We start from the raw sequence: 20,632 nt of genomic DNA, 5'->3' as shown, positions 1-20,632 counted from the left end.
GAAAAGGTCTCCTGGAGAAGGTCAGACGTGCAGGGCGTCGCGCAGGGTGCCGACGGCGAGCGTGATGGCGGCTTCGGCGGCGTGGGTCGGGCGCAGCGCGTTCAGCATCACGAAGTCGTGGATGATGCCCTGGAAACGCACCGCGGTGACCGGGACACCGGCCGCGCGCAGCTTGTTCGCGTACGCCTCGCCCTCGTCGCGCAGCACGTCCGCCTCGCCGGTGATGACCAGGGCCGGGGGCAGGTCCTGGAGCTGCGCGGTGGTGGCGCGCAGCGGGGACGCGGTGATCTGGGCGCGCTCGGCCTCGTCCGTCGTGTACTGGTCCCAGAACCACTGCATGCCGTCTCGGCGCAGGAAGTAGCCCTCCGCGAACTGGTGGTAGGACGCGGTGTCGAAGCTCGCGTCGGTGACCGGGTAGAAGAGCACCTGCTGGACCAGCGGGACGCCGCCGCGCTCCTTGGCCATCAGGGTGAGGGCGGCGGTCATGTTGCCGCCGACCGAGTCCCCGGCGACGGCCAGCCGTCCGCCGTCCAGACCCTTGGACGCGCCCTCCTCGACGATCCAGCGGGCGACCGCGAAGTTCTGCTCGATGGCGACGGGGTAGCGGGCCTCGGGCGAGAGGTCGTACTCGGGGAAGACGACCGCGGCCTCGGCGCCGACGGCGAGCTCGCGCACCAGCCGGTCGTGGGTGTGGGCGTTGCCGAACACCCAGCCCGCGCCGTGGATGTAAAGAATCACCGGCAGGGTGCCCTCGGCGCCGGCCGGCCTGACGATCCGGGCCCGGACACTGCCCGTGGGACCGCCGGAGACGGTGACCCACTCCTCGTCGACCTCGGGCTTGTGGATCTCACCGGACTGGACCTCGTCGACGGCCTTGCGCCCCTCCGCCGGCGGCAGGTCGAAGAGGTACGGCGGGTTGGCGGTCGCCTCGGCGAACGCCGCGGCCTCGGGTTCGAGCACCGGCGTGACCGGCTCGACGACGTCGGACATGGCATCTCCTGCTGTATTCGATGTGCGTTGTCTTGCCCCGTCACGCTAAATCCGCCGCGCGAACGGAATTTGTCCGCCCGCGCACCGACGCTGTGCTCACAGTGCACAGCGGCCGCCCGAGTGGTGGGCACGGGATTCGGGCCGCGTTCAGCGCGGGCCGCTCAGCGCGGCGCGCCCCGCGGTGTCCCGCCATTCGCGCGGTGACATGCCGTAGGCCGACCGGAAGACCCGGCTGAAGTGGGTGGCGCTCAGGAAACCCCACCGGGCGGCCACGGCCGCGATGGTCCGGCCTCCGCGGCCGTACCGCATCAGGTCGCGTCGGCACTCCTCCAGACGTCGGCGCAGAATCCACCGGCCCACGGTGGTGCCCTCGTCCTTGAACAGCTTGTGCAGATAGCGCACGGAGATGTGGTGGGCGCGCGCGATGGTCTCCGGGGACAGGTCCGGGTCGGTCAGCTGGAGTTCGACGTACTCCAGGACGCGCTCCAGCACCGGGGAGTGCGCGCCGGCCGCGCCCGGCGCACCGGGCGTACCGGGCGCACCGGGCGTATCGCGGGACCCGTGCGTGCCGCGTGTCCCGGGCGCCGCTGTGCCCAACTGCTCGGCGGCGAGGGTCGCCAGCAGGTTCACCGCGTTCCAGGCGAGCATCTCGCCGACGGGAGGACGTGCCTCGGCCGTGGCGCGGGCCAGGTCGGACAACAGCGGCGACAACAGGGCGCCGAGCCGGGAGGATCGGGCGACCGGTTTTCGCGCGAGCCGCCGGACGTCGGAGTCCACCAGGCCGAGCAGGTCGGCCGGGACGAGGAACGTCGTCGCCCTGAACGGCTCGCGGAAGTCGAGCTCGGGCGCGCGGTGGACGTCGTAGAAGCAGACGTCCCCGGGCGCCAGACGCAGGCCGGGGGCATCGACCGGCTCCTGGGCGGCGGGAGCGGGGGCGGCGGGAGCGGGCCGAGCGCCGCTCCGCAGGCCGACGAAGAGGTACTCGCCGCCGTCACGGGCGAGCAGCCGGTGCGCGGGGTGCGGCGACGTCTCGCCCGGCAGCCGGGCCGGCGTCTCCTCGCCGGTCGTGATCTCGACGCCCAGGCGGGTCCGGCACACGGGCGGGTCGAGGGTACGGGCGCTGTCACAGGTACTGCTGCTGGTAGTGGGCATCTTCCGCCGTAGCCTCCGGGGACCGTCCATCACGTCGTCCGGACGGTAGTTCGGCGGATGTGCAAAAAGAGTGACAACGAAGTGACAGCGCCTTCACGGGCCGTGCGGGCGGCCCTCCGCCTCGGCGCGTTCCGTGGCGAAGGCCCGCAGCAGGTCGTGGAGGGTGTAGCGGCCCGGCGCGGGTTCGGTGAGGAGGTGGGCGTCGGCGAGCACGCCGAGCAGCAGCCGGGCTCGGCGCACCGGCAGCCCGGCGAGCGCGGCGGCCCCGGCCGGGGTGATGTCGGGTCCTTCGTGCCGGGGCAGCAGCCGGAACAGCCGCGCGCTGTCCGGCGCCAGGAGCCGGTAGGAGCCCAGGAAGGCCTCGCGGGTGGCGGCGAGGGCGTCGAGTCCGCCGTGCGCCTCGCGCAGTTCGGCGGCCACCGCGGCGAGCGGGAAGTCCCGTCGGCCGACGGCACGCGCGGCGACGGTGGCCAGCGCCAGCGGCAACCGGCCGCACCTGGCGACGATCTCGTCGACGGCCCGGGGTTCGGCGGCCACTCGCTCGGCGCCGATCCGTCCGGCCAGCAACGCGTACGCGTCCTCGGCGGACGGCGGTGCGAGGCGGAGCGGCCGTGCTCCCGAGGCGACCAGTCCGGGCAGGGTGTGACGGCTGGTGACCAGCGCCAGACAGCCCGGACCGGTGGGCAGCAGCGGGCTCAGCTGCCCGGTGTCCGCGGCGTCGTCGAGGACCACGAGGACGCGCCGACGGGCGAGAAGGGTGCGGTACACGCCGGTCAGGGCGTCCACCCCGTCCGGCATGCGGGGCGCGGGCACGCCGAGCGCCGCGAGCATCCCGCGCAGCGCGTCGGCCGGCTCCACGGCGGGCCGGGCCGGATCGGAGCCACGCAGCGCCACGTGCAACTGCCCGTCCGGGAAGCGGTCGGCGGCCCGGTGCGCCCAGTGCAGTACGAGGGTGCTCTTGCCGATCCCGGCCATCCCCCCCACCAGCACGGCCCCCGCCGCCGAGCCGGCCATCCCCTCCAGCCAGTCCAGCTCGACGACCCGCCCCACGAAGGACGGCAGAGCCGACGGCAGCTGAGCGGGCCGCACGAACCCCACGACACCCCGACCGGCGGGGGCGTCGGCCGTGCGGGCGGGTCCGCCCACGCCGACGCGAGTGGCAGGCCCGGGGGCAGCGGCCCTGTCGTCGGCGGAACCGGGGGTGGCGGGCCCCCGCTCGCCCGGCCGCGGGACGGTGAGGCCCCGCACGGTGGGACCGAAGCCGGCGCTCGCGGGAACGGGAGCCGCACGGTCGGCGAGGCGGCGCGCGGACAGCCCCGGGACGGCGGCCCCGGAAACACCTGCCTCGCCGGCGGCGAACCCCGGAGCGACAGCCCCCGGAGGGACAGCCCCCGGACCGTCCGGCCCGGAAGCGGGGGGCTCGGCCGGGGCCGGGGCCGTGGGGTCCTGGGCGGTGCGGCCCGGGGCCGCGGGTCCCGGGGTCGTGGGGTCCAGGGTCGCGGGGGCCGGGGTCGCGGGGGCCGGGGTGGTGGTCCTCGTGGTTTCGATCGGTCGGCCGAGGTGGACGACGGGCCCGCTCTTCAGTCGGTGTCCGACGTCCTGGCGCAGTACGCGCGTGTGGGCCGCCGCCAGTTCCGCGCCCGGGGTGAGGCCCAGTTCGCGGGTGAGGCGCCGGCGGACGTCCTCGTACGCCCCCAGCGCCTCCGCCTGGAGTCCGCAGGCGGCCAGCACCAGCACCAGCCTGGCGTGCAGCGACTCGTCGAGGGGGTCGTGCGCGGTGGCCCGGCGCAGGGCGGGCAGCGCCTGCTCGGCGTGGCCGCACAGCAGCGCCGCGTCGGCCGCCAGCCGGGCCGTCTCGAGGAGTTCCCGCTGCACGGCCGTGAACTGGACGTGTTCGCGCGCGGACGCCGGGATCCCCATCGCCACCGGCCCCCGCCACTCCCCCAGCGCCAGGACGAACTGCCGGGCCGCCGTCTCGGGCCGTCCGGTGGCCGCCGCCCGCTTGCCCTGCCGGGTCAGCTCACGAAAGCGCAGCAGGTCGACCTCGTCGGTCGCCGCCTCCAGGAGGTAGCCGCCGGTCCGGCGCGGCAGACGCCGGCCCGGAGCGCGGGGCGGCAGCCCCGGTTCGAGCAGCCGCCGCAACGTGCCGACGTAGCGCCGCACCACGTTCAGCGCGCTGGCGGGCGGCCGATCGGACCACAGCACGTCGACGATCTCGCTCGTCGGCACGGGCCGACCCGCGTGCGTCAGGAGCAGGGCGAGCAGGGCGCGTTGCTGGGGGAAGCCGGGATCGAGCTCGTCTTCGTCCCGCCACACCCGTACCGGACCCAGCACCTCGAAGCGCATCACGTCACCCGGGGGTGTCGTCGTCCGGCGGCGTGATCGAGCCGGAGCCGGATGTCAGACGGCACCGGCGTGACCGTCCCGTGCGTCCAGCAGTGCCTCGACCCGCTCGGCGTCGGGGTGGTTCAGGCCCCTGAACAGGACGAGAGCCTCCTCCCAGGCGGTACGGGCGCTCTCGTGGTCGCCGGTGGCCAGGTGGGTCTCGCCGACCCGGACGAGGATGTCGGCCTCGACGTAGGGCACGCCCAGGTCGCGCAGCAGGGCGAGGGCGTTGCGGTAGCCGAGGAGCGCGTGCGGGTGGCGGCCGAGGTGGTGGTGGGCGTAGGCGATGCTGTCCCAGGTGGCGGCCTGCCCGTAGCGGTCGCCGAGTTGCTGGAGCATGGTGAGGGCTTCGAAGCAGTGCGTGAGGGCCTGCCGGTGGTCCCCGAGCAGGGCGTGGTACCAGCCGACCGAGTTCAGCACGCTGGCCTGCGCGGCGCGGTCGCCGAGCGTACGGAACAGGCCGAGGGCGAACCGGTTGTGCCGCAGGGCGCCGGGCAGGTCGCCCTGCTGGTCGCACTCCCAGCCGAGACTGCGGTGGGTGTGCGCGCGGCCCGTGTCGTCGCCCAGGTCGGTGAAGAGCTCCAGGGCCCGCTCCAGTCGGGGGACGGCCCTGGCGTGCAGACCGAGCCGGCCCTCCACGCGGGCCAGTCCGCGCAGGCCGCGGGCCTCCAGCGCGGGGTCGGCGAGCCGTCGGGCGGCGTCGAGCGCGGTGCGCTGCACGGCGAGCCCGTCGTGCCAGTGACCGCGTCGGTCGAAGAACGGCTCCAGGGACCAGGCCAGTTGGCAGGCGAGACGTTCCTGCACGGGCTGCCCCGACGTGGCGGCCAGGTCGACCACGGCGAGCAGCACCGCGTGTTCGGCGGTGAGCCAGGCCAGGGCGCGGTCGTCGTCGGCGAGGGGTTCGGGGTGGACGCCGTCGGGCGCCGGCGGCAAGGGCAGCGGGTCGGCGTTGGGGGCCAGCAGCCGGTCCGCGGCGTGGGTGGTGTGCAGGTAGTGGTGGTACAGCCGGTTCAGGGCCGCCCGGCGGTCGGCGTCGGAGTCCCGCTCGTGGACGAGTTCGCCGGCGTGGGCGCGAAGAAGGTCGTGGAAGGCGTAGCGGCCGGGACTGTGTTCGCCGACGAGATGCAGACCGGTCAGCTCGGCCAGCAGCGGCCGGGCCCGGCGTACGGGCAGGCCCGCCAAGGCGGCCGCGGCCGGCAGGGAGAGGTCGGGGCCGGGGTGCAACGCGAGCAACCGGAACAGCCGGGCGGCCTCGGCCGAGACCGCGCGCGAGGACCAGGAGAAGACCGTGCCGACGTCCACGGAGGCGTCGGAGCGGGCGAAGGCGTCGAGGCTGCCGTGGGCCTCGCGCAGTTCGGCGGCGACGGCGGCGAGCGGGAAGTGGGGGTGACCGGCGGCGCGGGCGGCGACGCAGGCGAGGGCGAGCGGCAGTCCGGCGCACAGCTCGCCGATCTCGTCGGCCGCCCGGGGCTCGGCCGCGACCCGCTCCGCGCCCAGTCGGCGGACCAGGAAGGCCCGCGCCTGGACGGCGTCGAACGGGCGCAGGACCAGGGAGTGGGCGCCGTGGGCGGCGACGAGCCCCGTCAGTTCGTCGCGGCTGGTGACCAGGGTGAGGCAGCCGGGCGAGCCGGGCAGCAGGGGCCGCACCTGCTCGGTGTCACGCGCGTTGTCGAGCACGACGAGGACCCGACGGCCGGCGAGCACACTGCGGTAGAGGGCGGCCTGTGCGTCCACCCCGTGCGGGACGCGTTCCGGCGGCACGCCGAGCGCGCCGAGGAACCCCCGGACGGCCTCCCCCGGGTCCAGGACGGCGCCGGACGGATCGAAGCCGCGCAGGTTGACGTAGAGCTGCCCGTCGGGGAACCGGTCGGCGATCCGGTGGGCCCAGTGCACCGCGAGCGTGGTCTTGCCGACGCCCGCCATACCGCCGATGGCACTGATCACCACGGCCCCGGGCCGCGACCCGTCCGCGCCGGACAGCGCGAACGCCTCGTCGAGCTCGACGTCCCGGCCGGTGAACGCCGTTATTTCGTGCGGGAGTTGGGCAGGCAGCGGAAGGGAGGACGGAGGGGCCGGCGCAGGTGCGGGCGCGGTAGAACCGCCCGGCCCCGGCTCCTCGGACACACCACTCGACACATCGCTCGGCGCGTCACTCGACGCACCGGACGACGCGGCCCGCGCACCCTGCACCACCCCGTGCAGCACCGCGTCGCGCGCGTCGCGCAGTTCCGCTCCGGGGTCGATGCCGAGTTCCTCGGCCAGCCGCACCCGTACGGCCTCGTAGGCGGCCAGCGCCTCCGAGCGGTGGCCGGCCGCCGCCAGCGCGAGGAGCAGTCCCGCCTGGAGGGGTTCGTCCAACGGGTGCCGCGCTGCGGCCTGTCGCAGCTCGGGCAGGACCGCCTCCGGCCTCCCGGCGCGCAGTGCGGCGTCCGCCGCCTGCCGCACGGCGGCCGGCCGTTCACGGTCCACCGCGTCGAACGCCGGGTGCACACGGGCCTGCGCGGGAATGCCGACGGCGAGCGGCCCGCGCCACAGCGACAGTGCCTCGGTGAGGAGTTCGAGCGCCTGCGCGGGTGACCGGTCCGCGATCCGGCGCCCTTCCTCGCGCAGCGCGCGAAACCTCAGCAGGTCCGAGGAGTCACCGTCGGTCACCAGCCGGTACCCACCGGCGTCCCGCACCAGCCAACGCCCCTCCGCGCGGGCGGCGAGACCGGGTTCCAGCAGCCGGCGCAGCGAACCCACATGGCGCCGGACGACATTGACCGCGCTGCGCGGCGGAGCCGCCCCCCACAGGACGTCGACGATCTCGCCCACGGCGACCGGCCGCCCCGCTCCGACCAGCAGCAGGGTCAGGAAGGCACGTTCCTGCGGTCCTCCGAGCTCCAGTTCCGCGTCCCCCCGAAACACCCGAAGGGGCCCCAGGACCGCGAACCGCACCGGCTCCAGCGGCACGCCATCCCCTCCCTCCGGTCTTCTTCCCCCGGCTCGACTGTACGACAGGAGAGGGATTACCCAGAGTTACACATGGCGCGTTCCAGCTGCTCAGAGACGGCGGTCGAACGAAAACCTAGTTGAGCTAGGTTGAAACCTAGGGATACTAGGAAACGGTCGAGGGCACGAGGCCCCCACCCGTACGGACAACCGACTGGAGCAAGCCATGAACCCGCCCCGGACCGGCACCCTCGCAGTGCCCGGCGCCACCCTGCACTACGAGACGCGCGGCAGCGGACCGGTCCTGCTGCTCATCCCCGGCGGCGCCGGGGACGCCGGAATGTACGCGGGCATGGCACCGGAGCTGGCCGCCCGCCACACGGTCGTCTCGTACGACCCGCGAGGTCTGTCCCGCAGCCCGCTCGACGGACCGGCGGACGCTCCCCGCGCCGACGAACGGGTGTCGGTCTGGAGCGACGACGCCCACCGGCTGCTCGAACTGCTCTCCCCCGACGAGGAGGCGGTCGTCCTCGGTTGCAGCTCCGGCGCCGTCGTCGCGGTGGATCTGCTCGCCCGGCACCCGCAACGGCTGCGCCGGGTGGTCGCGCACGAACCACCGCTGCTGGGGCTTCTGGAGGATCCCGCCCCGCATCGAGCGCTGTTCACCGAGGTACGCGAGATCTTCCACGCCGAGGGCGCCGACGCCGCCATGACCCGGCTCGGCGAGGGGCTGGCGGACGGATCGGACCGGCCGGCGCCCGCGCGGCCGACGGAACTGCCGCCCGAGATCCAGGAGATGGCCGTCCGGATGCACGCCAACCTGCCCGTCTTCCTGGGCCGCGTCCTGTGTCCGTTCTCCTCGGCCGTGCCCGACCTCGCGGCGCTCCGGCCCGTGGCCCACAAGCTGGTGCCGGCCGCCGGGCGCGACTCCCGGCGCCAACTGCCGCTGTACGGACCGGCCGCGCGCCTCGCGGAGCTGCTGGGACGCGGACTCGTCGAGTTCCCGGGCGGCCACCTCGCAGCCGTCGAGTCCCCGAAGGAGTTCGCCGACCGACTGCTGACCGTCCTGGACGGACCGGCTCGGTGACGGCGCACCGGCCCGCACCGGGTCGGCCGCCGGACACCCAGGGCCCGGGACGACATCGCCCCGGATCGCCCCGGACCCCGAGAACCGTCGAGTGACCGCCTGTCAGCAGGTGCGGCCGGTGTAGTGGGCGCCCTGGATCTTGGCGGCCGAGCCCAGCCAGGACGTGCCGGGACCGACGCACCGCTCGTAGTCGGCCGCCCAGGCCACGTCGACCTTGATGACGACGCGTGAGCCGTCGGACGTGCAGTGGTTGTAGAAGGCGTCGGAACCGGTCTCGTAGAAGCCGCACGGGTCCGCGGCCGCGGGGCCCGCGGTGGCGGCCGTCAGCGCACCCAGAGAGGTGAGGACGAGAGCGACGGAACCGAGGGTGCTGAGCACCGTACGACGAACACGCACAGCGGAACTCCTTGCCGAGATGAGGGGGCGGTGGCGGGAAAAGCCCAGGTCCGCCATGGGACCGAAGGCCTGCACCAGGATCGTGCGAGCCCCTCGGAGATGATCGGGCGACGGGCCCCGTTCACCCCGCGAATCGTTTCGCCGCTACTCCGTCGGAGTGGTCGTCCCCGGAAAGGCGACTAGGCGGGGCCGGGTCCCCGGAATGGCGGGCCGTTTCACCCGGGTGAGCGCCTTGAGTGGTGGAGCGGGGCTCGCTGACTGACGGTGGATCACGTCGGGCCGGGTCGTGTCAGCTGACGAAGTGTCGGCTGCCCGGTCGTGACGGAAGGACCATCAGATGCGTTCTGCTCGCATGATCCTGGCCACCGCGGCGGCTTCGGCCGCCCTCGCCATCGGCGCCCCCGGTGCCTACGCCGGTGACACGGACCACGACGACTCCTCGTACAGCAAGGAGGACAGCTCCTCGTACAGCAAGGAGCACGACAACGAGGACGACTCCTCGTACAGCAAGGAGGAGGACAAGGAGGAGGACTCCTCGTACGGCAAGGAGCACGGCAAGGAAGACCAGGGCAAGGAAGACCACGGCAAGGAGGAGGAGCACGGCAAGGAGCACGGCAAGGAGGAGCACGACTCCCCGCACGGCGGCGTGCACACCGGCGGCGGCGCCCTCGCCTCGGTGAACGACAGCGACCACGGCGCGGCCAAGGACCCCAAGTACGACCCCGAGACGTACAAGGACAAGGACACCTGGACCAGCGGTGAGCACGACAAGGACTCCTGGAACGGCGGCAAGGAGGAGGAGTCCGGCGGCTGGAGCAAGGAGCACGACAAGCCCAGCGGCGGCATGCACACCGGCGGCGGCGCCCTCGCCACCCCCACGGCGACCGCGGCCGGACTCGGCGTCCTCGCCGTCGCCGGCACCGGCCTCTACGCCCTGCGCCGCAAGAAGACGGTGGGGGGTGTGGCCTGACCCATGCCTGACGCGATAGCGAAGCCGCGGCCGCCACACATGCCCCCTGTGGCGGCCCGGCCCGCTTCCCGCGGACCCGGCCGTCTTCGGCCGGGCGTCTCCCGGCCGGGATCGTATGCAGGAACCACTACGCCCCTGTCGGCCCGTCCTCCGCGACCGTACACTGACAAATCGTAGACGTGCGGATGCAGTTGACCGGGGGGAGCCGCCATGTCGGGGGACCAGTACGGCAGATACAACGACACCGACCACAACACCTTCTACTACGTTCCACCCATGCCGTCGGCCCCGCCGCCGGCGCCGGCGGACGGCGCTCGGGCCGTCGCGGTGGCCGTGCTCAACCTCAGTGGTCTGGGCCTGGGCTACGCGCTGGTGCGCCGCTGGGCCCTGATGGCGCTGTGCTGGATCGCCACCGCCGTCCTGCTGTTCGTGGCGCTGCCCGCCGACCCGGACGGCGTCCCGGGCTTCGCCCTCGTCCTGTACGTCCTGTTCCTCGTCGCGGTGGCGGCGGACGGTGCGCGCGTGGGCCTGCGCACCCGGTTGACGGGACTGCGGCGGGCGCCGCTCGCGCTCGGGCTCGGACTGCTGCTGCTCGTCGTGCCGGCCGGGGGTGTCGTGCTGTACGACGACGCACGGGACGAAGCCACCCAGCAGATGCTCCTCGACCGGCTCGACGAGGCCGACCAGCTGGTGCAGGCCTCCGGTGACAAGCCCTTCGACTCGGCCCGGGCCGACTACCGCGAGGCGCTGGGCGTCTACGCGGACCTCACGTCCGACCACCCCGGTTCCCGGGCGGCCGAGCGGGTGCCCGCACGGATGAAGACCTACTACACGACGGTCGGCGCCGCGTACGCGCAGGGCGACTACTGCGAGGCGGTGGAACCGCTGAAGTATCTGCGCACGGTCCCGAAGAGCCTGCCCGGGACGGACCTCGGGGCGCTGAAGACCTGGCCCGACGACCGGCTGGCCACCTCGCTGTACGAGTGCGCGTCGACGGCGCTCACGGCGGGCGAGGCCAACTGGGGCTCGCAGTACGGGGAGCTGCTGGCCACCTTCCCCGATTCCGAGCAGGCCGCGAAGGTCGAACCCGCCGTGGCCGCCGCCGTCGTCCGCACGGAGAAGGACCTGCACGGCGCCGAACCCTGCTCCGCGGTCCAGCGGCTGCGCACGCTCGGCTCGCAGATCGACGGCCTGGAGGCGGAGCAGGCGGACATCGGAGCCGCTCTCGACAAGGACAGCAGCCGGGCCACGACCAGCGCCGACACCGGCACGTACACCTGCGGCGTGGACCAGTACCGGGACGGCGACTTCGAGTCGGCGCAGACGACCATGACCGAGTACGCCTCCGCCCACAAGACCGCCAAGAACGCCGGCCTGGCGAAGAAGATCGCCATAGCGGCGGAGATCGCCCAGACCCTGCCGGCCGCGGGCAAGAAGCTGCCGACGACCCGTACCGGCGGCAGCATCTCGGTCACCGTGCAGAACGACAGTCCCGACGCGGTCACGGTCCTCTTCACGGGTCCGGTCACCGGCAGTTTCACCCTCAAGGCCTGCGGCGGCTGCAAGGCGTACTCCCTCGGCAGCACCATCAACCCGTCGTTCGAACCGTGCAGCGACAGCGGCAGGAACTATCCGCAGCGCACCATCAGCCTGCCGGTCGGCACCACGTTCTTCCTGCACAAGCCGAACGGCGACAGCTCCGCCACGCCCGCCTCGGACACGGCCAAGCTCGAGTCGGGCTACATCTACACGGAGTGCGCCTACACGACACAGAGCTTGGGGACGGGCCTCTGAATTCCGTGTGAAAAACCAGCGTATTTCCGCCCGCTGAAAGGCTGTCAGTCGCGCACCGAGTTACCTGTGGGTCGCATGTGACGGGTGATAAGGTGCGCCGGAATTCTCTCGCGCAGGGCCCCCACACGAAAGCCTTGAGATACTCCATGAACGACATAACGGCGGAATCGCCCGTGCATTCCTTTGTCCCGGGCGGTCGACGCCGGCACCGCAAGGCCAAGCAGAGCGGTACCGGCGTCCGGCGGGCGATCGTGCTCGCCCTGGCCCTGCCCGTCACCTCGGCGGCCCTGGCCGGCCCCTCGGCGTTCGCCGCCGAGAAGGGCATCGGCACGACGGCCAAGGACACGGCGGCGGGCCGGACGCTCGACGCGGACGACCAGCAGCTCATCGCCAATCTCGAGGCCCGCGTCGTCGACCCGCGCCTGGGGTCCGAGGTCAGCGGCGTGGTCCTCGACTCCGAGTCCGACACCACTTTGTGGGACCACAACGGCGCGACCGCGCTGATGCCGGCGTCCAACACCAAGCTCGCCACGGCGACCGCCGCCCTGACCGTGCTGGGCCCGGACCACACGTTCACCACCAAGGTCGTCTACGGCAACGGCACCCTGACCGTGGTCGGTGGCGGCGACCGTACGCTGACCAGCGCCGACCTCGCCGAACTGGCGAAGACCGCGGTCGCCGGGCTCAAGGCGGCGGGACTGACGTCGGTGAAGGTCGCCGTGGACGACAGCCTCTTCGGCGCACCGACCCTGGCCAACGGCTGGAACACCGGCTACTACCCCGACTCCGTCGCCCCGGTGCGCGCGCTGGTCGTCGACGGGCACGGGGTCCAGGACACCTCGATCGACGCCGGGCAGGTCTTCGCCCAGCAGCTCACGGCGGCCGGGGTCACCGTCGACGGCGCCGTCACCCGCGCCAAGGCGAGCCCGGGCGACGTCCCGGTGGCACGGCACCGGTCGGCGCCGCTGTCGGAGATCGTCCACAAGATGATCAAGGTCAGCGACAACAACATCGCCGAGACCCTGCTGCGGATGACCGCACTCGGCGCGGGCCGCCCGGCCACGTTCGAGGGCGGCACGGACGTCGTGCGCCAGGTGTTGAGCCTTCGGTACGGCGTTTCCCTCGACAACTTCGAGATCTACGACGGAAGCGGCCTTTCGCGGGCCAATCGTATTCCGGCCGCCACGCTCGCGGAAATCCTCGAACTGCTGACGGAATCGCGTTACTCCCGGACCCTGGGCTCCATCCTCGACGGATTGCCCGTCTCCGGCGAGGCCGGCAGCACGCTCGGTCCGGAATGGGGCCGCTTCGACGACGTGAACTCCACGTGCGCGGTCGGCAAGGTGCACGCGAAGACCGGCACCCTCACCGGGGCCATCGCCCTGAGCGGTCTGACGCAGGGCAAGGACGGCAAGTGGAAGGTCTTCTCGTTCATCGAGAACAACTCCACGGCCAACCCGGCCGACATCAAGGACGCCATGGACGGCCTCGCGGCCACCGTCAACGGCTGCTGGGCGTAGCGAACACGTGGGCGCGGCGAACCCGCGCACATGCGGAAAGGGCCGGCGCCATCGGGGCCGGCCCTTTCGCGCGGCACAGCCCGCCCGTCCGTCGAGATGTGAGCCACACCACAAGAAAACGCTGCCGTTTCGATGACTTCGAGGGCTAGCCTGATCAGCAAGTGAACGAAACAGTTTCGTTCATGAGAGGCATACGCCCCCACTCGCATGGAGAACACAGCCATGGCCTCCGTACTCATCGTCAACGACCAGTCCCTTCAACGCGTCGGCCTGCGGATGTTGCTGACCGCCGAGCCCGATCTGACCGTCGTGGGCGACACGGCGAGCGGGGCCGAAGCGGCCCGGATGAGCGCCGCGCTCGGTCCCGACGTCGTCCTGCTCGGTGGCCACCGTCCCGAGACCGACGCCATCGAGACCATCCGCCGCATCGCCCACCCGCCGCGCCTCAGCGCGGTCCCCGGCCCCGGCGTACCGGGCGGGCAGCCGCCGCGGATCCTGGTGCTGACCTCCACGGGACACGAGGGGCACGCCTACGCCGCCCTGCGCGCGGGCGCCGGCGGATTCCTCCTGAAGGACGCCACACCCCACGAACTGACCGCGGCCATCCGGGTCGTGGCCGCCGGAGACGCCGTCATCACCCCCGAGCTGACCCGCGCGCTCATCGACACCGTCCGCCATGAACGCGCCCCGCGTCCCGGTGGGCGGGCGGTCGGACTCGACGCCTTCACCGAGCGCGAACGCGATGTCCTCGTCGCCGTCGCCTCCGGCTGGTCCAACGCGGAGATCGCCGCACGGCTGTCCATCGCCCCGACCACCGTGAAGTCCCACGTCAGCCATATCCTCGCCAAGATCGGCGCCCGCGCCAGGGTCCAGGCGGTCGCCTTCGCCTACGAGTACGGCCTGGTGCGCCCGGCAGCCTGACGACGGCCGCCCCGCTCCCCCGGAGCCCAGCGACCCGTCCCCGTCGGGCCCCGGCCCGGGACGGCGACGCCCGCCACTGCGCCCCCGCTTCTCCCCCACGTCCCACGGCCCCGTACCCGACACTGCGGGGACGGGGCCGCCGGGCGCCTAGCCGCGGTCGCGCTGGTGCACGCGGGCCAGGAGCAGGTTCGGGTCGTCCTGGGTGAAGTACGCCGCGCTGGGGACGTAGGCGGTCCGGCCGCGAACCGCCACCGAGGTGGGGTTGGACAGTCCGTCCTTCCGGGTGAGGACGACCCGGTGGGTGCCGTCCGGGCTGATCTGGGCGATCTCGCTGCCGCCGGTCTGGGCGGCGAGAACCGTGTCACGGTGCCGGTCCACGAACGCGAAGTCGTCGATCGCGTAGACGCCCGTCGCCCGGGTCTCGATCACGCCGGCGCAACCGCTCTCGCGCACGGGGATGCGCAGCAGCGTCCCGGCGTTGGTGTTCGACACCCACACGGCGTCGCGGTGGACCCGCAGGCCGTTGACTCCGACGCGGGCCGCCGGCCGGGCGTTGCGCGGCTCGAGCGCGGCTCCCGTGGCCCAGGCCGTGGGCTTGCCGCCCGAGCGCGGAACGCGCCAGACGGTGCCCAGCACCGAGTCCGCGACGTAGAACACGCCCCGACGCTCGTCGAGGGCGAGGCCGTTGGGGAACCCGGTCGGCGGCAGCTGTGCGATCTGCTGGGGCTTGCCGCCGCCGGACGGGATGCGCCAGATCCCGGTCGCGCGGGTGCCGGTGGCGTAGTTGACGTACAGGGTGCCGTCCTGTGCGCGGGCGATACCGAGGACGACGGCAGCGCCGACGACGGGCGTCTGCGGGTTCGCCACGGCGGGCAGCGTCGCGAGGATCCGGGTCCGGCCCTCCCGGGTGACGTTGACGACCTGCCGGGCGGAGGAGAACGTCAGGTCGGCGGAGCCGTCGGGTTCGAGCGCGATGTTCTCCGGTGACTGGCCCTTGGCGAGGTCGAAGTGGGCGACGACGCGCGGAGCGGAGACCGCCGGCTCGTCTCCGGTCGCGGGAGCCGTGGCGAGCAGGCCGAGGGCGAGGGCGGCGGCGGTGACGCCCGCCGAACGGGGGACTCGGGGCATGGGACCTTCCCTGTGGGGTAGCGGAAACGCCGCTGTGCGGCGGCCAGACGACCATCGCGCCGGGCGGGCGGCGGCGGCCGCAGTCGTGGCCGGGGGATCGCCCGCGTGGCCCAGGGCATGGACCCGCCTGCCGCTCACCCGGGTGACATGGCGATGCAGCAGACTGTGCGGTGCGGACGGCGGTCCGGCCGGCCGTCCCACGGCGGCTCACCCGGACGCACGCTCACCCGGACACTCACCCAGAAGGAAGCACAGCGTGATCATCTTCGGCACCAAGGGATACCTCTACCAGCTGGCGATACTGACGCTCGTGTGCGGCCGCTGCGGCAACCCCGCCGCGCACACGCTGCGCAAGCGGGTCACCAAGTTCACCCTGTTCTTCGTGCCGCTGTTCCCGATCTCGACGAAGTACGGGACGCAGTGCACCTTCTGCGGCGCCGAGCAGAACCTGACCAAGGAGCAGGCGGAGCAGTTGACGGCGCAGGCCGTGGGCGGCGCCGGCGGCCAGGCGTACGGGCAGCCGCACCAGCAGCCGTACCAGCACTGACGGCCGCCCCCTCCCGGCGGCTCACCCGGTGAGTCCCGCCCGCGCGCAGGCGGCCAGGAGCTCACGGGTGCAGATCTGGCCCTCGGTGTACAGGCCGCCCTTGATCAGGGTCCGCTCGACGTCACGGGCCCGCACCGGGCGCGGCTGGAGCAGCACGGCCGGGATGCGTTTCGTGGTGGGGCTGTCGACGGTCGTGGTGGCGCTGTCGCGGGGGTCGTCGCCCCGCCCGACGGCGACGGCCATGGCGGCGACCGCGGCGGCTTCCTTCGTGAACGGCTTGTACACCGTCATGTACTGCTCCCCCTTGACGACGCGCCGCACGGCGTCGAGGTCGGCGTCCTGGCCGGTGATCGGCGGGAGGTCGGTGACGCCGGCGCTCTTGAGGGCGGCGACGACGCCCGCGGCGATGTTGTCGTTGGCCGCGAGGACTCCGTCGATCCCGTCCGGGCCGAGGGCCGCGATGGCGGCGGACATGTTGGTGTGCGCGTTCTGGGTGCTCCACTCCGGGGTGTCGTAGGACCGGGCGATCCGCACCCGGCCGGTGAGGACGGACAGGGCGCCCTTGCGGTACGCCTCCGCGTTCGGGCTGGTCGGATCGCCGTTCATCATGACGACGTCGTCGCTCCCGGCCGCCCGCCCCAGGGCCTTCAGGAGCGCCTCGCCCTGGAGTCTGCCGACCTGGAGGCCGTCGAAACCGACATAGCCGGTGATCGGGCCTTCGGCGAGGCGGTCGTAGGCGATCACCGGGACACCCGCCCGGTCCGCTTCCTGGATGGAGGAGCGCAGCGCCCGGGTGTCGGCGGCGTCGAGGATCAGGACCCTGGCTCCCTTGGTGATCATGGAGATCATCTGCTGCCGCTGCCGGGTGACGTCGTTCTCGGCGTTGGCGTATTCCGTCCGGCAGCCGGGGCAGAGCTTCTTCACCTGCGCCTCGATCAGCGGTCGGTCCGCGTGTTCCCAGCGCGGGACCGCGCGGCTCGGCAGCAGCAGACCGACGGTGAAGCCTTCGCCGACCGCCTTCTCGTCTCCCCCGCAGGAGGCCAGGGGCGTCGTCAGGAGCGCCGCGGCGAGCACCGCGACGACAGCCCCGCGGCGCGTCCTCACGGCACTCCCTCCGGCACGGCGATCTCGCTCCACACCTGTTTGCCGCCGGCCACCGGGACCGACCCGAAGGCGTCCGACATCGCCTCGACCAGCAGCAGGCCCCGGCCGCCGGTCGCCTCCCAGTCGACGATCACCGGTTTGGCGGGCGCGCGCGGCGAGGAGTCGCTGACGGAGACGCGCACCCGGTCCCCGCGCAGCACCAGGTCGAGCCGGACCGGCCCCTGGGTGTGCACCAGGGCGTTGGTGACGAGTTCGGAGACGACCAGCAGCACCGCGTCGGCCGCCTCCTGGACCTTCCAGCGGCGCAGGGTGCGCGCGGTGAAGCGGCGGGCGTGCATGACGGCGTCGGGCAACCGCCACACCATCCAGCCGGCCCGGATCGGCCGGGTCTTCATACCGTCGTAGCGCAGGAGCAGCAGTGCCACGTCGTCCTCCCGGCGGCCGGCGTCGCCGAGGAGCGCGTCGGCCATCTTCCCCGGGTCGGCGGGGTCCGCCGCGGCGAGCGCGACCCGCGTGCGGCGCATGCCCTCGTCCAGAGGCAGGTCGGCGGCCTCGACCAGACCGTCGGTGACCAGGGCGAGGACCGTGCCGGGGGCCAGTTCGACGGCCGTCATGGGGAAGTCCGCCTCGGCCAGGATGCCGAGCGGCGGCCCGCCCGCCACCTCGACCTCCTCCGTGGAGCCGTCGGGAAGGCGCAGCAGGGGGGCCAGGTGCCCGGCCCGGACGAAGAGGATGTTGCCCTCCTCCAGGTCCAGTTCGGCGTAGCAGCAGGTGGCGAACAGGTCGGTCTCCATGCCGACGAGGAGCCGGTTGGCGTGCGAGACGACCACGTCGGGCGGGTGACCCTCGGTGGCGTAGGCCCGGACGGCGGTCCGCATCTGGCCCATGATCGTCGCGGCGCCGGCGCTGTGTCCCTGGACGTCGCCGATGACCAGGGCCACCCGGTCCTCGGAGAGGGCGATGACGTCGTACCAGTCGCCGCCCACCTGCAGCCCGCGTCTGGCGGGCAGATAGCGGGCGACGGCGGTCCCGCCGGGCAGTTCGGGCAGCCGTCGGGGCAGCAGGCTGCGCTGGAGCATCGTCGCGAGTTCCTGCTCGGCGTCGTGCGCGTGGGCGCGCTTGAGGGCCTGGCCGACCAGGGCGGCGGTGGCGGTGAGCAGGGACCGTTCCTCGGGGGCGAACTCGTGCGGCCGGTCCCAGCCGACCAGGCACACCCCGGCGACCTGGCCCTTGGCGGGGAGCGGCAGGACGGCCAGTCCCCCGGCGCCGACGTCGGCCAGACCGGCTTCGAGGGCGGTGCCGGCGGGCCAGAGGTCCATCCGGCCGTCCCGCAGGGCCGCCTGGAGGGTGGGCAGGGCGCGCAGCGACGCGTCGGGCCATTCCGTGCGCCACTCGGTACGCCACACGTCCGGCCAGGCGCTGGGCTGGGGCGGGTCGAGGGCGGTGACCATGACCCGGTCGTCCTGGACCGCGGCGAGCGCCACGTGGTCGGCGGCCAGCGGCTCGCGCAGGGCGGCGACCACCACGCGGCCGACGTCGCGGACCGTCGCGGCCTCGTCGAGGGCGGCCGTCAGCCACTGGATCCGGGAGACGTCGTCGCCGCCGCGGCGCAGCACCGAGGTCGCCGTCACCACGCCCAGAACCTGTTGCGGCCCGTCGTCCGCGCCCGGTTCCGCCCGGCAGCTCAGGCTCAGCCAGCGCATCTCGCCGGTGGGGCCGCGGACCCGGAACTCCAGGTCCCGTCGGCCGAAGGCGTCGGTGGTCGGCTCCAGGAGCGACATCAAGGCGTGCATGTCCTCCGGGAGGGCGTGCGCGAGCAGGGTGTCGACCTTGCCGTCGAAGTCGTCCGGGGTGATGCCGACCAGTTCGAGCAGGGTGTCGTCGGCCTCGATCAGGCCGGTGTCCGGGGAGAGGACGAAGGAGCCGAGGCGCAGGCTTCGCAGGGCGGGGCCCAGCAGCGGTGTCGGTATCGGCGGGTCGGCGCCGGGCCGGAGCAGCGCGGCGACCGCGTCGGCGTACCGCTCCAGGAAGCGGCGCTGCTCGACCCCGAAGCCGTCCGCCGAGTCCCCCAGGACGAGGAGGCAGCCCAGCCGGTTGCCCTGGATGCCGAGGGGCAGCGCGCCGAGCGGGGTGTCGTTGGTCAGCCAGAGGGGGTGGTCGGTGCGGAAGGCCCGCGCCGCGGGCGAGTCGCCGGACAGCGGCAGGCGCTCCGGCGGTGACGAGCCGGAAATGACGCTTCCGGACGTGTCCACCAGCCGAAGCTCGCGTGTGCCGGCCCCGGGCGCGTAGACCGCCGCCAGTGTCGCTCCGGCGAAGCTCAGAGCCCGGTCGAGGCATGTCCGCAACGTACCTCCCATCCTGCCGCAGGTGCCGACAGGTTGAGATCAGGGCACCCACCCACCAGAATCGCATATAAGGATCAACCGAACATATCCACCGCTACCCACCACCCTATTGTCGTCTACGGCAGGTATCACTCATGAAGGCCTGCATCAGGGACACGGCCGCGGCGGTGACCGCGGTCTCCACCGCGGTCGTCCTCGCGGCCTGCGGTGCGAGCACCGGCGACGAACCCGGCCGAGCGGACGGGCCGCGCATCGGTCTGCTGCTGCCGGACGTCACCACGGCCCGCTGGGAGACCCAGGACCGGCCCCTGCTGGAGAAGAAGATCGGCGAACTGTGCCCCGACTGCGCGGTCGAGCACGCCAACGCCAAGAACGATGTGGCCCTCCAGCAGGAACAGATGGACTCGATGATCACCAAGGGGGTCGACGCCATCGTGCTCGTGCCCGTGGACTCCCGGTCGCTCGGCCCCGCGGTCACCAAGGCCCACGAGGCGGACATCCCCGTCATCTCCTACGACCGTCTCGCCGAGGGACCCATCTCGGGTTACGTCTCCTTCGACGGCGTGGAGGTCGGCAGGCTCCAGGGCCGGGCGCTGCTGAAGGCGATGGGCGACAAGGTGCCCGGCGCCCAGATCGTCATGATGAACGGCGATCCCAGCGACCCGAACACGAAGTCGTTCGAGGACGGCGCCCGGTCCGTGCTCGACGGAAAGGTGAAGATCGGCAAGGCCTACGACACCCTCCAGTGGCGCACGGAGACCGCGCACATGAACATGTCCGGGGCCATCGCGGCCCTCGGCGTCGAGTCCATCGACGGGGTCTACGCGGCCAACGACGGCCTCGCCGCCGGGAGCATCTCCGCCCTCAAGGCGAACAAGGTCGACCCGCTGCCCCCGGTCACCGGGCAGGACGCCGAGCTCTCCGCCCTGCGGCGCATCCTCGGCGGCGACCAGTACATGACCGTCTTCAAGCCGTTCAGGCCCGAGGCCGCCGCCGGCGGCGCCATGGCCGTCGCCGCGGCCCGCGGGGAGAGCCTGGAGCGGGTGGCCACGGCCGAGGTGCCGACGCGCGGCGGGGAAGCGGTCGCCGCCGTGCTGCTCACCCCGGTGTCGGTGACCGCCGACAACATCGGGGACACGGTGGTGAAGGACGGCCTGCACACCGCCCGGCAGATCTGCACCCCCGAGCTCCGGGCCGCCTGCGAACGCGCCGGACTGCCCTGACCCGCGCCGAACGCCCACCCCGCCGACAGGACACACATCGACCCGACACCGCCGGACCTGACGTCCTGGGGAAGGAGATGGTTTTCGTGCCGGAGATCCGCTCCGGACAAGCCGCCGCCCTCCTCGGGCACGACCGGCG

Annotated in this window: 15 protein-coding genes; 7 read left to right on the top strand and 8 right to left on the bottom strand. The window is 73.2% G+C overall.

What is annotated here, in order from left to right:
• Positions 1–21: 21 nt before the first annotated feature.
• The 4 genes from ACIRPU_RS05960 to ACIRPU_RS05945 form a co-directional block, all read right to left on the bottom strand.
• On the bottom strand, positions 22–990 hold the full coding sequence (locus ACIRPU_RS05960) for an alpha/beta hydrolase (protein ID WP_403862230.1): 969 nt from the start codon (positions 988–990) through the stop codon (positions 22–24).
• Between the two features lie 147 nt (positions 991–1,137).
• Positions 1,138–2,088, bottom strand: coding sequence for a helix-turn-helix transcriptional regulator (locus tag ACIRPU_RS05955; protein WP_403862227.1), 951 nt, complete (start codon positions 2,086–2,088; stop codon positions 1,138–1,140).
• A 147-nt stretch (positions 2,089–2,235) separates the two neighbouring features.
• Positions 2,236–4,488, bottom strand: coding sequence for a BTAD domain-containing putative transcriptional regulator (locus ACIRPU_RS05950; RefSeq protein ID WP_403862224.1), 2,253 nt, complete (start codon positions 4,486–4,488; stop codon positions 2,236–2,238).
• A 54-nt stretch (positions 4,489–4,542) separates the two neighbouring features.
• Positions 4,543–7,479: an AfsR/SARP family transcriptional regulator gene (locus tag ACIRPU_RS05945; protein ID WP_403862221.1), complete on the bottom strand. Its 2,937-nt coding sequence runs from the start codon at positions 7,477–7,479 to the stop codon at positions 4,543–4,545.
• A 205-nt stretch (positions 7,480–7,684) separates the two neighbouring features.
• On the opposite strand from ACIRPU_RS05945, the gene ACIRPU_RS05940 reads away from it, so the two are divergent.
• The gene (locus ACIRPU_RS05940; RefSeq protein WP_403862218.1) at positions 7,685–8,545 is read left to right on the top strand and encodes an alpha/beta fold hydrolase; all 861 of its coding nucleotides are present in this window, start codon (positions 7,685–7,687) and stop codon (positions 8,543–8,545) included.
• A gap of 102 nt (positions 8,546–8,647) precedes the next feature.
• On the opposite strand, the gene ACIRPU_RS05935 is transcribed toward ACIRPU_RS05940, so the two are convergent.
• Entirely contained in the window at positions 8,648–8,923 is a 276-nt protein-coding gene (locus ACIRPU_RS05935) for a DUF6355 family natural product biosynthesis protein (protein WP_020125770.1), read from the bottom strand.
• A 355-nt stretch (positions 8,924–9,278) separates the two neighbouring features.
• Between ACIRPU_RS05935 and ACIRPU_RS05930 the strand changes: the two genes are divergently transcribed.
• The 4 genes from ACIRPU_RS05930 to ACIRPU_RS05915 all read left to right on the top strand — a co-directional run bounded on the left by ACIRPU_RS05930 (position 9,279) and on the right by ACIRPU_RS05915 (position 14,146).
• Positions 9,279–9,911 (top strand): hypothetical protein, encoded by a 633-nt coding sequence (locus ACIRPU_RS05930; RefSeq protein WP_403862215.1) that lies wholly within the window; start codon positions 9,279–9,281, stop codon positions 9,909–9,911.
• A 210-nt stretch (positions 9,912–10,121) separates the two neighbouring features.
• On the top strand, positions 10,122–11,705 hold the full coding sequence (locus tag ACIRPU_RS05925) for a hypothetical protein (RefSeq protein ID WP_403862212.1): 1,584 nt from the start codon (positions 10,122–10,124) through the stop codon (positions 11,703–11,705).
• A gap of 146 nt (positions 11,706–11,851) precedes the next feature.
• Positions 11,852–13,225, top strand: coding sequence for a D-alanyl-D-alanine carboxypeptidase/D-alanyl-D-alanine-endopeptidase (dacB, locus tag ACIRPU_RS05920; protein ID WP_403862209.1), 1,374 nt, complete (start codon positions 11,852–11,854; stop codon positions 13,223–13,225).
• Between the two features lie 222 nt (positions 13,226–13,447).
• Positions 13,448–14,146, top strand: a complete 699-nt coding sequence (locus ACIRPU_RS05915; protein ID WP_403862206.1) for a LuxR C-terminal-related transcriptional regulator — start codon at positions 13,448–13,450, stop codon at positions 14,144–14,146.
• A 147-nt stretch (positions 14,147–14,293) separates the two neighbouring features.
• Here ACIRPU_RS05915 and ACIRPU_RS05910 read toward each other — a convergent pair whose 3' ends face one another.
• Positions 14,294–15,274: an SMP-30/gluconolactonase/LRE family protein gene (locus tag ACIRPU_RS05910; RefSeq protein ID WP_403862203.1), complete on the bottom strand. Its 981-nt coding sequence runs from the start codon at positions 15,272–15,274 to the stop codon at positions 14,294–14,296.
• Between the two features lie 256 nt (positions 15,275–15,530).
• On the opposite strand from ACIRPU_RS05910, the gene ACIRPU_RS05905 reads away from it, so the two are divergent.
• On the top strand, positions 15,531–15,821 hold the full coding sequence (locus tag ACIRPU_RS05905; protein WP_355709899.1) for a zinc-ribbon domain-containing protein: 291 nt from the start codon (positions 15,531–15,533) through the stop codon (positions 15,819–15,821).
• A gap of 21 nt (positions 15,822–15,842) precedes the next feature.
• Here ACIRPU_RS05905 and ACIRPU_RS05900 read toward each other — a convergent pair whose 3' ends face one another.
• Both ACIRPU_RS05900 and ACIRPU_RS05895 read right to left on the bottom strand, forming a co-directional pair.
• Positions 15,843–16,925 (bottom strand): substrate-binding domain-containing protein, encoded by a 1,083-nt coding sequence (locus ACIRPU_RS05900; protein WP_403862200.1) that lies wholly within the window; start codon positions 16,923–16,925, stop codon positions 15,843–15,845.
• Positions 16,922–19,282: a SpoIIE family protein phosphatase gene (locus ACIRPU_RS05895; protein WP_403862198.1), complete on the bottom strand. Its 2,361-nt coding sequence runs from the start codon at positions 19,280–19,282 to the stop codon at positions 16,922–16,924. Before ACIRPU_RS05895 ends, ACIRPU_RS05900 begins: the two co-directional genes overlap by 4 nt.
• Positions 19,283–19,404: 122 nt before the next feature.
• Between ACIRPU_RS05895 and ACIRPU_RS05890 the strand changes: the two genes are divergently transcribed.
• Positions 19,405–20,493: a sugar ABC transporter substrate-binding protein gene (locus ACIRPU_RS05890; RefSeq protein ID WP_403862196.1), complete on the top strand. Its 1,089-nt coding sequence runs from the start codon at positions 19,405–19,407 to the stop codon at positions 20,491–20,493.
• The last annotated feature ends 139 nt before the right edge of the window (positions 20,494–20,632 follow it).

Origin of the sequence: Streptomyces sp. NPDC102259 (assembly GCF_044766465.1) — a bacterium.
GTDB lineage: Bacteria > Actinomycetota > Actinomycetes > Streptomycetales > Streptomycetaceae > Streptomyces.
This window is presented reverse-complemented; position numbering and strand designations above follow the sequence as displayed.

Bases quoted from the DNA above. Each gene is read 5' to 3' on its own strand.
- dacB (WP_403862209.1), top strand. From the start codon at position 11,852: ATGAACGACATAACGGCGGAATCGCCCGTGCATTCCTTTGTCCCGGGC.
- ACIRPU_RS05925 (WP_403862212.1), top strand. From the start codon at position 10,122: ATGTCGGGGGACCAGTACGGCAGATACAACGACACCGACCACAACACC.
- ACIRPU_RS05910 (WP_403862203.1), bottom strand. From the start codon at position 15,274: ATGCCCCGAGTCCCCCGTTCGGCGGGCGTCACCGCCGCCGCCCTCGCC.
- ACIRPU_RS05895 (WP_403862198.1), bottom strand. From the start codon at position 19,282: ATGGGAGGTACGTTGCGGACATGCCTCGACCGGGCTCTGAGCTTCGCC.
- ACIRPU_RS05915 (WP_403862206.1), top strand. From the start codon at position 13,448: ATGGCCTCCGTACTCATCGTCAACGACCAGTCCCTTCAACGCGTCGGC.
- ACIRPU_RS05930 (WP_403862215.1), top strand. From the start codon at position 9,279: ATGCGTTCTGCTCGCATGATCCTGGCCACCGCGGCGGCTTCGGCCGCC.
- ACIRPU_RS05960 (WP_403862230.1), bottom strand. From the start codon at position 990: ATGTCCGACGTCGTCGAGCCGGTCACGCCGGTGCTCGAACCCGAGGCC.
- ACIRPU_RS05950 (WP_403862224.1), bottom strand. From the start codon at position 4,488: ATGCGCTTCGAGGTGCTGGGTCCGGTACGGGTGTGGCGGGACGAAGAC.
- ACIRPU_RS05890 (WP_403862196.1), top strand. From the start codon at position 19,405: ATGAAGGCCTGCATCAGGGACACGGCCGCGGCGGTGACCGCGGTCTCC.
- ACIRPU_RS05940 (WP_403862218.1), top strand. From the start codon at position 7,685: ATGAACCCGCCCCGGACCGGCACCCTCGCAGTGCCCGGCGCCACCCTG.